This is a genomic window from Paenibacillus lentimorbus NRRL B-30488, from assembly GCF_000411595.1.
Classification (GTDB): Bacteria; Bacillota; Bacilli; order Bacillales; family Bacillaceae; genus Bacillus; species Bacillus velezensis.
In genome coordinates this window covers 20,186-34,812 of record NZ_ANAT01000017.1, presented here as the reverse complement: position 1 = coordinate 34,812, position 14,627 = coordinate 20,186, and the positions used below count along the sequence as shown (strand labels likewise).

11 protein-coding genes and 5 pseudogenes are annotated in these 14,627 nt (G+C 46.3%); 11 read left to right on the top strand and 5 right to left on the bottom strand.

Annotated features, from left to right (window positions below; translation table 11 throughout):
- Nucleotides 1-15: 15 nt before the first annotated feature.
- Nucleotides 16-911: pseudogene (locus D368_RS09925) on the bottom strand (YegS/Rv2252/BmrU family lipid kinase).
- Between the two features lie 177 nt (nt 912-1,088).
- Here D368_RS09925 and brxB point away from each other — a divergent pair.
- From brxB to D368_RS09895, 6 genes and pseudogenes are all read left to right on the top strand, one after another.
- Nucleotides 1,089-1,526, top strand: a complete 438-nt coding sequence (gene brxB / locus D368_RS09920) for a bacilliredoxin BrxB (protein WP_003153223.1) — start codon at nt 1,089-1,091, stop codon at nt 1,524-1,526.
- Between the two features lie 244 nt (nt 1,527-1,770).
- On the top strand, nt 1,771-2,538 hold the full coding sequence (gene artP / locus D368_RS09915; RefSeq protein ID WP_003153224.1) for an arginine ABC transporter substrate-binding protein ArtP: 768 nt from the start codon (nt 1,771-1,773) through the stop codon (nt 2,536-2,538).
- 61 nt (nt 2,539-2,599) lie between these two features.
- Nucleotides 2,600-3,259 (top strand): arginine ABC transporter permease ArtQ, encoded by a 660-nt coding sequence (gene artQ, locus D368_RS09910; protein WP_069473495.1) that lies wholly within the window; start codon nt 2,600-2,602, stop codon nt 3,257-3,259.
- Nucleotides 3,252-3,974, top strand: coding sequence for an arginine ABC transporter ATP-binding protein ArtM (artM, locus tag D368_RS09905; protein ID WP_003153229.1), 723 nt, complete (start codon nt 3,252-3,254; stop codon nt 3,972-3,974). Before artQ ends, artM begins: the two co-directional genes overlap by 8 nt.
- 75 nt (nt 3,975-4,049) lie before the next feature.
- Nucleotides 4,050-5,002 (top strand): annotated as a pseudogene (locus tag D368_RS09900) (aromatic acid exporter family protein).
- An 82-nt stretch (nt 5,003-5,084) separates the two neighbouring features.
- Nucleotides 5,085-5,600: a L,D-transpeptidase gene (locus D368_RS09895; protein ID WP_128574758.1), complete on the top strand. Its 516-nt coding sequence runs from the start codon at nt 5,085-5,087 to the stop codon at nt 5,598-5,600.
- Nucleotides 5,601-5,613: 13 nt separating this feature from the next.
- Here the strand turns inward: D368_RS09895 and prli42 are convergent, their stop codons facing one another.
- On the bottom strand, nt 5,614-5,709 hold the full coding sequence (gene prli42 / locus D368_RS20100; protein ID WP_007408390.1) for a stressosome-associated protein Prli42: 96 nt from the start codon (nt 5,707-5,709) through the stop codon (nt 5,614-5,616).
- 50 nt (nt 5,710-5,759) lie between these two features.
- Here prli42 and mce point away from each other — a divergent pair, with 50 nt between their 5' ends.
- The 3 genes and pseudogenes from mce (at nt 5,760) to D368_RS09880 (ending at nt 8,872) form a co-directional block, all read left to right on the top strand.
- Nucleotides 5,760-6,230: a methylmalonyl-CoA epimerase gene (mce, locus tag D368_RS09890; RefSeq protein ID WP_486129251.1), complete on the top strand. Its 471-nt coding sequence runs from the start codon at nt 5,760-5,762 to the stop codon at nt 6,228-6,230.
- Nucleotides 6,217-7,739 (top strand): annotated as a pseudogene (locus D368_RS09885) (acyl-CoA carboxylase subunit beta). The gene mce and the pseudogene D368_RS09885 overlap by 14 nt, the downstream one beginning before the upstream one ends.
- A 16-nt stretch (nt 7,740-7,755) precedes the next feature.
- Nucleotides 7,756-8,872 (top strand): annotated as a pseudogene (locus D368_RS09880) (tripeptidase T).
- A 118-nt stretch (nt 8,873-8,990) separates the two neighbouring features.
- Here the strand turns inward: D368_RS09880 and D368_RS09875 are convergent.
- Nucleotides 8,991-9,826: pseudogene (locus tag D368_RS09875) on the bottom strand (membrane protein insertase YidC).
- Nucleotides 9,827-9,858: 32 nt separating this feature from the next.
- Nucleotides 9,859-10,140, bottom strand: a complete 282-nt coding sequence (locus D368_RS09870) for a hypothetical protein (protein WP_003153239.1) — start codon at nt 10,138-10,140, stop codon at nt 9,859-9,861.
- Between the two features lie 75 nt (nt 10,141-10,215).
- Between D368_RS09870 and D368_RS09865 the strand changes: the two genes are divergently transcribed.
- Both D368_RS09865 and gndA read left to right on the top strand, forming a co-directional pair.
- Complete coding sequence (locus D368_RS09865; RefSeq protein WP_029973901.1) at nt 10,216-11,460, top strand: DNA polymerase IV; 1,245 nt, start codon at nt 10,216-10,218, stop codon at nt 11,458-11,460.
- A gap of 108 nt (nt 11,461-11,568) precedes the next feature.
- Entirely contained in the window at nt 11,569-12,978 is a 1,410-nt protein-coding gene (gene gndA / locus D368_RS09860) for an NADP-dependent phosphogluconate dehydrogenase (RefSeq protein WP_003153241.1), read from the top strand.
- A gap of 91 nt (nt 12,979-13,069) precedes the next feature.
- Here the strand turns inward: gndA and zwf are convergent, their stop codons facing one another.
- Nucleotides 13,070-14,539 (bottom strand): glucose-6-phosphate dehydrogenase, encoded by a 1,470-nt coding sequence (gene zwf / locus D368_RS09855; protein WP_128574757.1) that lies wholly within the window; start codon nt 14,537-14,539, stop codon nt 13,070-13,072.
- Between the last annotated feature and the right edge of the window lie 88 nt (nt 14,540-14,627).

The window sequence follows — 14,627 nt, the reverse complement described above, 5'->3', positions numbered from 1 at the left end:
AGAGTTTTTTTATTTTCATTGTGAATCCTCGGGAACAAGCATAGTGAGATGATGTTTTTCACTTCGATCGTACAAGGTGTTGTTCCGTATACCTCGCCATCTGTATCCGCGTCCATTTCACGTCCGGTTTCGATTTCAATCCTCGAGGCCTGAATATAGGACAGCTCCCCTTTGAAATCATCAAATGAACCCTGCTCCATCGTCATCAGCTCCCGCAACGCGGCAAGGCTTGTGTTGCGGCAGATTAACACATCGGCTAAGCCGTCCCGGAGGCTGGCACCAGGCAGGGGAACTCGGTTTGTCCCGATATAATGCCCGTTCATGACAAGCACCATTACGGCTTCGTCTTCTTTCACCTCGCCGTCAATCGTCAATTTGACAGGAAACGGGTTCGCGCTTGTCATCGTTCGCAAGGCGCTCGTGAAGTAGCTGATTTTACCGAGCCATGCTTTTTCAGTTTCATTGATATGGCTTGATGCTTCGGTGATCAATCCGATGCCCCAAAAGTTCAGAAAATAGCCGTCATCCGTTTTACAGACGTCAATCATCCGTTTATGTCCGGCCGCGAGCGCTTCAGCGGCCTTTTGAAGGTTTTGCGGGATGCCGAGCGCCCGTGAGAAATCGTTGCACGTTCCTCCCGGCAAAATGCCGACAGCGGGCCTGTGATCAAGCTTACTGATGCTGTTGATGCATTGATGCACAGTGCCGTCTCCGCCTAAAATATATAAATAGTCAACTGAACTGTCGAGATTTTCACAATACTGACGGGCATCATCCTGATGTTTGGTCGGTTTAATCAAAAGTTCGTCAGCTGACTGGGCCAAAATGGGGACGACCGTGCCGAGCGTTTTATCAATCTGTTTTTGACCGGCGTTTCCGTTATAAATTAATACTGCTTTCCGTTGGCTCATACGACTGCTCCTTTATTTCAGACAATCTCTTTAACAAGTTTCCCGTTTTTAAAAGGTCATAAACTTACATCGGGTACATAAAAGGGACAAAAACAATTGGATATGAGCGGTGTCATTTGCCGATAGGGAGGTTCCTTGCTATCATAAGAAGAGATGATCAAAAAGGAGAGGTCCCAGTTGAATATGGATTTTAATTTATTTATGAATGATGTCGTGCGTCAAGCCCGCCAGGAAATCACGGCCGCCGGGTATACAGAGCTGAAAACCGCTGAGGAAGTGGACGAAGCGCTTTCGAAAAAAGGAACGACACTCGTTATGGTCAACTCTGTGTGCGGATGTGCAGGCGGTATTGCACGGCCTGCCGCATACCATTCCGTACATTACGATAAACGCCCGGATCAGCTTGTGACGGTATTTGCCGGACAGGATAAAGAAGCGACAGCCAAAGCGAGAGAATACTTTGAAGGCTATCCGCCGTCCTCTCCGTCATTTGCCATTTTAAAAGACGGGAAAATCATGAAAATGGTGGAACGCCATGAAATTGAAGGCCATGAGCCGATGGCCGTTGTCACAAAACTGCAGGAAGCATTTGAAGAATATTGTGAAGAAGTATAAGTGAAAGAAAAACCCCGGAGCCGAGCGCTTCCGGGGTTTTTTATATGGAATCTGTATAAATATAAATATTTATACACCGGCATTCAGCTGTCACTAATCGGAAAAACAATGACTATAATAAACACAGAAAGGAAAATATATTTTTCAAAAATAGTATTGCATCACAATTAAAAAGTGTTTAAAATACAAGTTAACGAATAAATATTCAAATTTAAGAGATCAGTAGATATGGGGGAAATGAATCATGAAGAAATGGCTGTTGGTATTAGCTGCCGCATGTATCACCTTTGCGCTGTCCGCCTGCGGATCAGGCAATTCAGGCTCAGAGGGCGGAAAGAACAAGCTGATTATGGGTACATCGGCTGACTATAAACCATTTGAATATAAAGACGGCGATCAGATCACCGGGTTTGACGTTGATCTGGCAAAAGCTCTGGGCAAAAAGACCGGCTATGACGTTGAGGTGCAGGACATGGACTTCAACAGCCTGATTACAGCCTTGAAGTCCAAGCAGGTAGATATGATTTTATCTGGAATGACACCTACACCGGAACGGAAAAAGCAAGTTGATTTTTCTGATATTTATTATACTGCTAACAATATGATTGTTACGAAAAAGGGAAGCAGCATTAAATCCCTGAATGATCTGAAAGGCAAAACCGTCGGTGTTCAGCTCGGCTCCATTCAAGAGGAAAAAGGCAAGAAGCTCGCTTCGAAATACGGTTTTCAGCTCGAAGACCGCAACCGGATCTCAGACTTAACGGAAGAGATTAAATCCGGGCGTTTTGATGCCGCGATTATCGAAGACATCGTAGCACAAGGCTATTTCAGTTCAAATAACGATCTGCAGGGCTTTGCGTCAGCAGATGCGAAATCAGACGAATCGGGCTCCGCGATTGCGTTCCGTAAAGACAGTGATCTGACAGCGAAGTTTAACAAAGCGCTGAAAGAAATGGAGAAAAACGGAGAAATCGAAAAACTGAAGAAAAAATGGTTCACCAACGAGAAATAAAAGAAAGCTCAACTTTTCGTTGAGCTTTTTATCTTGAATAAAGACAAAGGAGATCACACGTATGAATTTGGATTTCTCAGCGACAATCCCCCAAATTCCTTTTATATTGGAAGGCCTTGCGGTCACATTAAAAATTGTGCTCGTTTCAGCGGTCATCGGTCTTGTATTAGGAATCGTGCTCAGCTTATTTAAAATCAGCATGATCAGTCCGCTGAAATGGATTGCGGATTTTTATACTTCGATATTCCGCGGCACGCCGCTCGTGCTGCAGCTGATGATCATCTATTTCGGTATGCCGCAGCTTCTCGGCTTTCAGATCGATCAATTTTGGGCGGCGGTCACCGCATTATCGCTCAATTCAGCCGCTTACGTCTCTGAAATTATCAGAGCGGGAATCAACGCAATTGACAAAGGACAAAAAGAGGCTGCCGTCGCTCTCGGCGTGCCGTACGGAAAAATGATGAAAGATCTGCTGCTGCCGCAGGCGTTTAAAAACATTTCTCCGGCTATTATTAACGAATTAATCACCTTGACGAAAGAATCGGCGATCGTCACGGTAATCGGTCTCGGAGACATTATGAGACGGGCCTACCAGTCCGGCGCCGCAACATACAACTATTTAGAACCTCTTATTGTGGCGGGCTTAATCTATTACGTGCTCGTTTTGATCTTAGCATTCATCGGAAAAGGCGTAGAAAGGAAGCTGAAAGCCAATGATTAAGGTCGATAACCTGTCAAAATCATTCGGGAAACATGAAGTACTGAAAAACATTTCAACACAGATCGAAGAAGGGGAAGTCGTCGCTGTCATCGGCCCTTCCGGTTCCGGCAAATCAACGTTTCTGCGCTGCTTAAATCTGCTGGAAACCCCGAGCGGCGGAACGATTGCCATTAAAGAAAACGAAATCACCGCAGCTAAAACGAATAAACTGAAAGTGCGGGAAAATATCGGCATGGTATTTCAGCATTTTCATTTGTTTCCTCATAAAACGGTGCTTGAAAATATCACATACGCGCCGGTCAGCGTGAAGAAAGAGTCTAAAAAGGAGGCGGAGGAAAAGGCGTGCGCTCTCCTTGAAAAAGTCGGACTGCTTGACAAACGGAACGACTATCCGAACCGTTTGTCAGGCGGACAGAAGCAGCGGGTCGCCATCGCGCGGGCGCTTGCCATGAATCCTGACATCATGCTGTTTGATGAACCGACCTCGGCTCTTGACCCGGAAATGGTCAAAGAAGTTCTTGAGGTGATGAAAGAGCTCGCGCAGACGGGCATGACAATGGTGATCGTAACGCACGAAATGGGATTTGCCAAAGAAGTCGCAGACCGCGTATTATTTATGGATGAAGGGACGATCGTGGAAGACGGTCAGCCGGAAGAATTTTTTCTTTCTCCGAAGTCAAAAAGAGCACAGGACTTTTTAGAAAAAATATTATAAAATATAACTGTAAGAAAAGAAGAAGAATGCTCTTCTTCTTTTTTTGAGAAAGAAACAAACAGAATGGAGCAAGCAATGTTTAAAATCGGTTACCGGACACTAAAGACCGCACTTGGAACGGCGCTGGCCATTTATTTAGCCCAGCTGTTGCATCTGCAAAACTTCGCATCCGCAGGAATCATCACCATATTGTGCATCCAGATTACACAAAAGCGGTCGCTTCAGGCCTCGTGGGCCCGATTTGCCGCCTGTTTATTGGCGATCGTCTTTTCATATGTCTTTTTCGGACTGATCGGCTATTACCCGTTTGCGATCGGAATATTGCTGGTGCTGTTCATTCCGACTACAGTCGTTTTAAAAATAAATGAAGGGATCGTCACCAGTTCAGTAATCATTCTTCATTTATATATGTCCGGCGGCATTACGATGGCGTTTATCTGGAATGAGTTCCAGCTGATCACCGTAGGTATCGGCGTCGCGCTGTTAATGAATCTGTATATGCCGAGCCTCGACAGAAAACTCGCGGCGTACAGGAAAAAAATCGAGGACAACTTTTCCGTCATCTTCGCCGAAATCGAACGGTATTTGTTAACTGGTGAGCAAGATTGGACGGGGAAGGAAATACCGGAGACGCATCAGATGATTCAAGAGGCGAAAAACCTCGCCTATCGGGACGTGCAGAATCATATTTTGCGTCATGAAAATCTCTACTATCATTATTTTAAGATGAGACAGAAACAATTTGAAATCATTGAACGGCTGCTGCCGAAGATTACCTCTATTTCAATAACGGTGGAGCAGGGCAAAATAATCGCCCATTTCATCCATGAATTAAGGGAAGCCATACATCCCGGCAATACCGCTCATAAATTTTTAAAAGACTTGCAGAAATGAGAACGGAATTTGAAGAAATGCCGCTCCCGGCAACGCGCGAGGAGTTTGAAGCGCGGGCGGCTTTGTTCCACCTCCTCGGTGAGATGGAACAATATCTCGTGATTAAAAGTTATTTCAAAGGCATCAAGCTGTAAAAAACATATGGATCAATCGCATGAGTCCTCCTTTCATTGGTCATTCTAATGAAAAAAGGAGGGGAGCCCATGCGATTTTTTATTGTCAGCCGCCCTGCTGCTGTCTCCGCTTTGGCCGCTTGGCGCGAACCCTTTGCCGGGTGACCCTTATATTATCGTCAATAAAGCCACAAATGCGCTTGCTGTTGTGAAGGATAACCGAATAGAAGGCATTTATCAGGTGGCGACGGGAAAAACGGATGATTTGACGCCTGAAGGAGAATTTACGGTAACGGTCAAAGCCGTCAATCCGTATTACCGGAAGAAAAATGTAGAGGGAGGCGCGCCGGAAAACCCGCTCGGCGTCCGCTGGATCGGCTTTGATGCGAAAGGAACCGACGGCAGGATATACGGCATTCACGGAACAAACAGAGAAGAGCTGATCGGGGGGTTTGTATCAAACGGCTGCATCCGTATGAAAAACCGGGATGTCATCCGTATTTTCCGGATTATCCCTCCCGGAACGAAAGTATTGATCACAAAAGAAAACCGCTCATTTGAGGACATTGCAATAGAGCGGAAAGCCCTCATAAAAAAGCAGGAACCCCCCTTGCAATGAGGCGCCTGCTTTTTTACCGCAAATACATCATAATACCTGAGAGGAGGGTTGAAAGTATAAATACGCCCAAAATGACGATGACGGCGCTTTTCATAAATTTTTGAGACATTGTTTCACTCCTTAAGATTACTGTCTACCATTTTAACGTGTTTTGCTTGTATGAACAAGCCATATCCTATGGCGGAAAGCAGGTGGCGGCGCTATGAAAAACTTGATCATGTCGGCATTGCCGTCAGCTCTATTGAAGCCGCGAGAGGATTTTACGAACGGATGCTCGGGCTTACGTATATGGGAGACGAGCTGGTAAACGGCCAAAATGTGAGAGTTGCTTTTTTAGAAGCGGGAGGCACAAAGCTTGAGCTGATTGAGCCGCTGTCGGACGCGTCTCCCGTCAGCTCTTTTTTACAGAAAAGAGGCGAAGGGCTGCATCATTTGGCATTCCGCTGCGCCGATATGAAGGAAACGATCAAGGAGCTTGAATCATGCCGCATGACCTTGATTCATCATGCACCGCAAAACGGAGCGGGCGGGAAGAAGATCGCATTTCTCTCTCCAAAAGAGGCGAACGGGGTCCTGATTGAGCTTTGTGAAACAATTGAAAAAGGAGAAACTCAAGATGAGCATGAGTGATCATATCAGACACTTAAACGAAAGACGTTCCTTTTTAACAAACGGCGGCGGAGCGGAAAAAAATGAAAAACAGCACAAAAAAGGCAAGCTGACGGCAAGAGAAAGAATTGACTATCTATTGGACGAAGACAGTTTTTCAGAGCTGCAGCCGTTTGCCAAAAGCCGCACGCCCGGGTGCCAGAATGCTCCGGGAGACGGCGTTGTTACCGGATACGGCACAATTGACGGACGGCCCGTGTATTTGTTTGCCCATGACTTTACCGTACTCGGCGGGACGCTCGGCGAGACACATGCGGAAAAAATCGCGGCGGTAATGGATCTGGCGGCGAAAAACAAAACCCCGATCATCGGGCTGAACGACTCAGGTGGTGCGAGAATTCAAGAGGGTGTGGTATCATTAAATGGATACGGTCATATCTTTAGACGCAACGTCCTTTACTCGGGAGTGATTCCGCAAATTTCTGTCATCCTTGGGCCCTGTGCCGGCGGTGCTGTTTATTCACCCGCTTTGACGGATTTTGTAATTATGGCGGAACATACGTCGCACATGTTTATTACAGGCCCGAAAGTCATTGAACAGGTGACGGGTGAACAGATTGACGCGGAAAGTTTAGGCGGTGCGGGAATACATAATGTGATAAGCGGAAATGCCCACTATTCCGCACGGACGGAAAAAGAGGCTCTTTCCGCTGTGAAAACCCTGCTTTCTTATCTCCCGCACGGCGGACAGACGGCACTACCCGTTAAAAAGGAAGACGCCAGACCGTTATTAAACACCCTCGTTCCCGCGGACAGTTCGAAACCTTACGATGTGTTACAGGTAATAAAAGAGCTGGCGGATGACGGAACGTTTTTTGACATTCAGCCGTATTTTGCCAAAAACATTGCTGTCGGTTTTCTGAAACTCGGACGGCGTACAGTCGGTGTTGTCGCAAACCAGCCGAAACACTTGGCGGGGAGCCTCACGATTGATGCCGCTGACAAAGCGTCGAGATTCATCCGTTTTTGCGACGCGTTTCATATTCCGCTATTGACGATCGCTGATGTTCCGGGATTTCTTCCGGGCCTTCAGCAGGAACATGCGGGAATCATCCGTCACGGAGCAAAATTGCTGTATGCTTTTGCCGAAGCGGCGGTGCCGAAAGTGACGCTCATCATCAGAAAAGCTTACGGAGGCGCCTATGTCGCCATGAATTCGAAAGGGCTCGGGGCAGATCTTGTATTCGCCTGGCCCAATGCGGAAATCGCCGTTATGGGAGCGGAAGGCGCGGCGTCGATTTTATACAGCAGAGACATACAGGCTTCTGGCGACCCGGAGAAAACGAAGCGCGAAAAAAAGCCATATACGAAAAGGAAAACGCCGGTCCGTACAAAGCGGCGGCCTGCGGAATGGTGGATGATATCATCCGGCCGGAAGACTCGAGGAAAAAATTGATTCAGGCATTTGACATGCTTGCGCATAAGGAAGAGGAAAGACCGAAAAAAAAGCACGGTAATATACCGCTTTAAACGGAGGGAACTGAAAATGGTAAACGAAAAACGTCTGCTTGAAGAATTTCTTGAACTCGTTCAAATTGATTCAGAGACAAAACATGAAGCGGAAATCAGCAAGGTGCTCAAACAAAAATTCACTGATTTAGGATTGAGCGTAAAAGAAGATGATACAAAAGAAGTGACGGGGCATGGAGCCGGCAACTTAATCTGTACGTTAAAGGGCACAAAAGATGCGGATACGATTTATTTCACATCGCACATGGACACGGTTGTTCCGGGCAAAGGCGTTAAGCCGATTGTGGAAGACGGCTATGTAAAATCCGACGGCACGACGATTCTCGGCGCCGATGATAAGACGGGTCTTGCCGCAATGTTTGAAGCCATTAAAGTGCTGAAAGAACAAAACATCAAGCACGGCACCATTGAATTCATTATCACGGCCGGAGAAGAATCGGGATTAGTCGGGGCAAAAGCAATGGATCGTTCAGACATTACCGCGAAATACGGTTTTGCGCTTGATTCAGACGGAAAAGTCGGTAACATTATTGTAGCCGCGCCGACACAAGCGAAAGTGAGAGCAACCATTTTCGGGAAAACGGCTCATGCGGGAGTAGAACCGGAAAAAGGCATCTCCGCGATTACCATCGCATCAAAAGCAATCTCTAAAATGCCGCTCGGCCGTATTGATAAAGAAACAACGGCTAATATCGGACGTTTCGAAGGCGGCACGCAAACCAATATCGTCTGCGACCAGGTTGATATTCTGGCTGAAGCGCGTTCATTAGTGCCTGAAAAAATGGAGGCGCAAGTGCAGAAAATGAAAGAAGCTTTCGAATCTGCTGCAGCTGAGATGGGAGGCCGCGCGGAAGTGGACATCGCGGTCATGTATCCGGGTTTCAAATATCAGGACGGCGATCAGGTTGTGGAAGTCGCGAAAAAAAGCGGCGGCAAAAATCGGCCGTCCGAGCGAACTTCAGACAAGCGGCGGCGGAAGTGACGCAAACGTCATTGCCGGCCACGGCATTCCGACAGTCAACCTGTCAGTAGGCTATGAACAAATCCATACGAAAAATGAAAAAATGCCGATTGAAGAGCTCGTCAAAACGGCGGAAATGGTCGTTGCCATTATCGAAACAGCGGCCAACTAAAAACGAAGCACCCAGTTGATTGGGTGCTTTTTTCATTCTTCATGATAAGATAATTGGCTTAAAGCTTTGCAGATACAAGAAAAAACCCTGCCGGATAGGTTCCGGCAGGGTTTCAGTATTATGATTTGGCGGGCTCCGCCTGAGCCGCAGCCTGTTTCTTTTTATGATGCGTCTGCTGTAAAAGTACGTTCTGCACTGTCAAAAACAGTCCGCTTGTAAACCAGTAAAGCGGCAGCGCAGCCGGTACGTTAAGCGAAAAAACGGTCATCATGACAGGGAAAATAAAGACCATGATTTTTGCTGACTGCATCGCGGCCGGATTTTGAGCAGCCGGTGAATATTTCTGGTTTAATTTTTGGGAAATATAAGCCTGTAAGAAATACATGGCCCCCGCGCACAGTGATACAAGAATATCAGAATGCCCTAAGCTGAACCACAGAAATGAGTGTGAAGCGATTTCCGGCGTTGAGCGGATGGCGTAATAAAAACCGATCAAAATCGGGAATTGCACCAGCATCGGAAGACATCCCATTGCCATCGGATTCAGATTGTGCTCACGGTAAAGCTTCATCATTTCCATTTGCAGTTCTTTTTGTTTTTCCGCATCTTTCGTTTGTTTTATTTTAGCCTGGATGCTGTCGACCTGCGGTTTGATCACAGCCATTTTTTCCTGGAACATCCGCTGTTTCTTAAATTGGTTCACAAACAAAGGCAATACAACGATCCGGACGATAATCGTCACCAGAATAATCGACAGTCCGTACTCACCGTGGAACAGGCCCGCCACCCCTTTTAAAAGTGCCGAAAACGGCTCGATCAGGTAATCGTGGAAAAAACCGATATTCCCGAGGCCTCCCGTCTGAGTCTGAGATGTCGCGGCAAAAGCCGAGCGGCCTGTGCACAGTACGATAAAAACAATCCGAATGCAATCCATTTTTGATATGTTTTAGACAATTATGTCTCCTCCTTTTTATCTTCACTTGCCGTTATAAAAGGAGGAAGCTGACATCTTCATCATCATTCGCCGGTGAATTCATGCGGATGACTTTACGTATCCAAGTTGTAATGCGATGATATATAATAATAAGAAAGTCTGTTCGGTTCAGCTGAACGACTGCTTGATGTTCATCTATTCGTTTCGTTCTCCAATGCTCGCCTGCGCGGCGCTCACGCAAAAGAAAAGCGATGCCGATCGCGGTCAGAGCGGGAAGAATAATTGTGAAAAAATCGACTAAAAATAAAAAGTCATTCATTGACTCAAGAATCATTTTATCACATCCATTCAGCTCTTATTTTACTACATATATATAAGGTTGTCTATGAAAGGAAAGGAGGCGCCGGGAGTGGCCGGAAAAGGGAGAATTATATTTCATATCGATATGAACAGTTTTTATGCCTCCGTAGAAATGGCGTATGATCCGTCTTTAAGAGGAAAACCTATCGCCGTTGCCGGAAACGTGAAGGAACGGAAAGGAATCATCGTCACCTGCAGCTACGAAGCGAGAGCGCGGGGCGTAAAGACCACCATGCCGGTGTGGCGGGCAAAACGCCTCTGTCCGGAACTCATCGTCGTGCCTCCGAATTTTGACCGCTATCGGAGTTCGTCAAAAGAAATGTTCAGCATTCTGAGGGAGTATACGGATTTAGTCGAGCCTGTTTCTATTGATGAAGGATACATGGATATTACGGACACACCGCACCGACACAGGGCGTATGAGACAGCCGAAGACATTCAGGCGAGACTGCAAAAAGAGCTTTTGCTTCCGTCAAGCATCGGCATCGCCCCGAATAAATTTCTCGCTAAAATGGCGTCTGACATGAAAAAACCGCTCGGCATCACCATTTTAAGAAAAAGAGAGCTGCCGGACGTCTTATGGCCTCTTCCGATAGAAGAGATGCACGGTATAGGAACGAAAACTGCGGAAAAAATAAAAACGCTCGGCATCAAAACGATCGGTGATTTGGCAAAAGGAGATGAACATGCGCTGAAAACGCTTCTCGGCATAAACGGCCCGAGGCTGAAGGATAAAGCGAACGGCATCCATCCTGCAGAAGTCAATCCCGAGCGGATTTATGAATTTAAAAGCGTCGGCAACTCATCCACCCTGTCGCATGATTCGGCTGACTGGGATGAATTAACGGGCGTGTTTGACCGGCTCGCGCTGTCTGTGAGCGAACGGCTCCAGCGTAAAGAGGTCATGGCCTGCCGGCTGTTCATCATGATTCGGTATGCGGATTGGAAAACGGTCACAAGAAGCATGACCCTCAGCAATCCGGCTGATCAGAAAAAAGACATCATGGAAGCGGCGATGGAACTGTTTGACAAGCACTGGAACCAAAATCCGGTAAGGCTTCTCGGCATCACCGGGACGGAACTGGTTGAAAAACAGCAGGCGTATAAACAGCTTGATCTGTTTTCATTCAAGGAGGACGCAAAGGATGAGCCGATTTTTCAGATGATGAACGAGCTGAATGAAAAGTACGGCCAAAACCTGATCAGAAAAGGCGCCGTTATAAAAAAAGAAGAAAGCAAAACAAGGGGAACGAGCTTTAACAGAGACTTTTTTCAGGATGAAAAGAAAAGGTGAATAACTTGAAAAAAGGGGTTATGTATGATAATTTCTTTAGTATAAATATCATTTTATTTTAATTTAAATTTTAAAATGGTTAAACGTTTGAAGAAGGGACGTTAGAATATGTCAAAACAACAAATCGGAGTTATCGGTCTTGCGGTAATGGGTAAAAATCTGGCTCTTAACATCGAAAGCCGGGGATTTTCTGTGTCTGTATACAACAGATCAAGCAGCAAAACGGAAGAGTTTTTAGAAGAGGCAAAAGGCAAAAATGTTGTCGGCACATACAGCATTGAGGAGTTTGTCCAGTCTCTTGAAACACCCCGTAAAATCTTATTAATGGTTAAAGCGGGAACTGCAACGGATGCGACGATTCAATCTCTTCTTCCTCATCTGGAAAAAGACGATATTTTGATTGACGGCGGAAATACATACTATAAAGATACACAGCGCCGGAACAAAGAGCTTGCCGAAAGCGGCATTCACTTTATCGGAACGGGTGTATCAGGCGGTGAAGAGGGAGCGCTGAAAGGGCCTTCTATTATGCCGGGCGGCCAAAAGGAAGCGCACGAACTCGTAAAACCGATTTTAGAAGCCATTTCTGCTAAAGTGGACGGAGAAGCTTGTACGACATACATCGGCCCGGACGGAGCGGGGCACTATGTAAAAATGGTGCACAATGGTATCGAATACGGTGACATGCAGCTGATCTCTGAGTCATATTTCATTCTGAAACAGGTGCTCGGATTGTCTGCCGAAGAGCTTCACGAAGTATTCGCTGAGTGGAACAAAGGAGAGCTTGACAGCTATCTGATCGAAATCACGGCTGATATTTTCACTAAAAAAGATGAAGAAACGGGCAAACCGCTTGTTGACGTCATCCTTGATAAAGCTGGCCAAAAAGGAACGGGTAAATGGACAAGCCAAAGCGCTCTTGACTTAGGCGTGCCGCTTCCGATTATCACTGAATCTGTTTTTGCGCGTTTCATTTCCGCAATGAAAGAAGAGCGTGTGAAAGCAAGCGGTCTTCTGTCCGGACCAGACGTTAAGCCGGTCACTGAAAATAAAGAAGAGCTGATTGAAGCGGTCAGAAAAGCGCTCTTCATGAGTAAAATCTGTTCTTACGCACAAGGCTTCGCCCAAATGAAAGCCGCGTCTGAAGAATATAACTGGGATCTGAAATACGGTGAAATCGCGATGATCTTCCGCGGCGGCTGTATCATCCGCGCGGCGTTCCTGCAAAAGATCAAAGACGCATATGACCGTGAACCGGAGCTTGACAACCTGCTGTTAGACAGCTACTTCAAAAACATTGCAGAAAGCTACCAAGGCGCCCTTCGCCAAGTGATTTCACTTGCCGTAGCCCAAGGCGTGCCGGTACCTTCGTTCTCAAGCGCACTTGCGTATTACGACAGCTACCGTACGGCAGTGCTTCCTGCAAACTTGATTCAAGCGCAGCGTGATTACTTCGGCGCGCATACGTATGAACGCACAGATAAAGAAGGCATTTTCCATACTGAATGGATGAAGTAATGAAGAAGCCCCCGCATTGATTGCGGGGGCTTTTCCTGATATTAAAAACCGCGGGCCGTCATGAACGGCGCCGCGGTTTTTTAATTTTTTCTTATATATTCCACCAGTGGAGGCCGTCTTTTTCGAGAAGTTCGTCCGAAGCTTTCGGTCCCATTGACCCGGCTTCATAATTCGGAGAAAGGGTTTTGTCGGCTGCCCACGTTTCGGAAATCGCATCGACGAAATTCCAGGAAAGCGCCACTTCGTCCCAATGGGCAAAGTTTGTCGCATCACCGAGCAGACAGTCATGGATTAATTTTTCATAGGCTTCCGGTGTGTTCATTTCATCACTGCAGTTGCTGCAGTAATCCAGCTTAATCGGCTGAGCATGAGCGGCTCCGCCTAATTTTTTAGCGTTCAGATATAGTGTGATGCCTTCATCCGGCTGAATATGGATGACAAGCAGGTTCGGATTTACATTCGTTTCATTGCCGTAATAAAGGTTCATCGGAATGTCTTTAAATTGAACGACGATTTTCGTTGATTTTTCTTTCATCCGTTTCCCTGTGCGGATATAAAACGGAACGCCGGCCCAGCGGAAGTTATCGATTAACAGCTTTCCGGATACGAATGTTTCCGTATTGGAATCCGGTGCTACATTTTGTTCATCTGTATAGTTCGGTACAGCGTTTCCGTCAATCTTTCCCGCTTGGTATTGTCCGCGGACGAAGAAGTCACTCACTTCGTTTGGAGCGACAGGGCGGAGAGCTCTCAGCACCTTCACTTTTTCGCTGCGGATTTCTTCCGTGTTCAGTTTAATCGGCGGTTCCATTGCCAAGAGAGCGACCATTTGTAAAATATGGTTTTGAACCATATCACGGAGTGCGCCTGATTTTTCATAATATCTCGCGCGATCTTCAACGCCGAGATCCTCACTTGATGTAATCTGGATGTTTGAGATGTAGCGGTTATTCCACAGCGGCTCAAACAGCGCATTTGCAAACCGGATGACTTCGATATTTTGAACCATTTGTTTGCCTAAGTAATGGTCGATCCGGTAAATTTGATCTTCCGTGAAAGCTTCGCGTATTTCTTTGTTAAGCTCTTTCGCACTCGGCAGATCATGGCCGAACGGTTTTTCAATGACGAGACGGGACCAGCCATTTGTCGCTGTGACACCTTCGTTTTTAAGTGATTTTGCGATCGTGCCGAAAAACTCAGGAGCCATCGCCAAGTAAAACATTCTGTTGTTCGGGATTTCATATGTATGTTCAAGCTGATCCAGCAGGACATTCAGCTCCTGATAGGAACCCGGATTCGTTACATCAAACGGATGGTAATAAAAATGAGATGTGAAATCGTCTATGTCTTTTTGCCCGGCAGAAGAAACAGACGTTTTAACCGTTTCCCGGAGGTCCTCGTTTGACCAAGGTCTTCTTCCAACACCTACAACTGCAAACTCTTCACCAATTTGACCATTTTTATATAAACGGTGAATGGATGGGTAAAGTTTTCGTTTTGCCAAATCCCCTGTGGCACCAAATATTACAATTACTGCTTTTGGTTTGTCGTTTGTTTTCACTTAGAGTACCTCACTTTATCTGAAGCATGGTTTAAAACCCCGCATATTTCCTTCATTTTAAATCTAAAATTCGTTGAAAGCAAACATT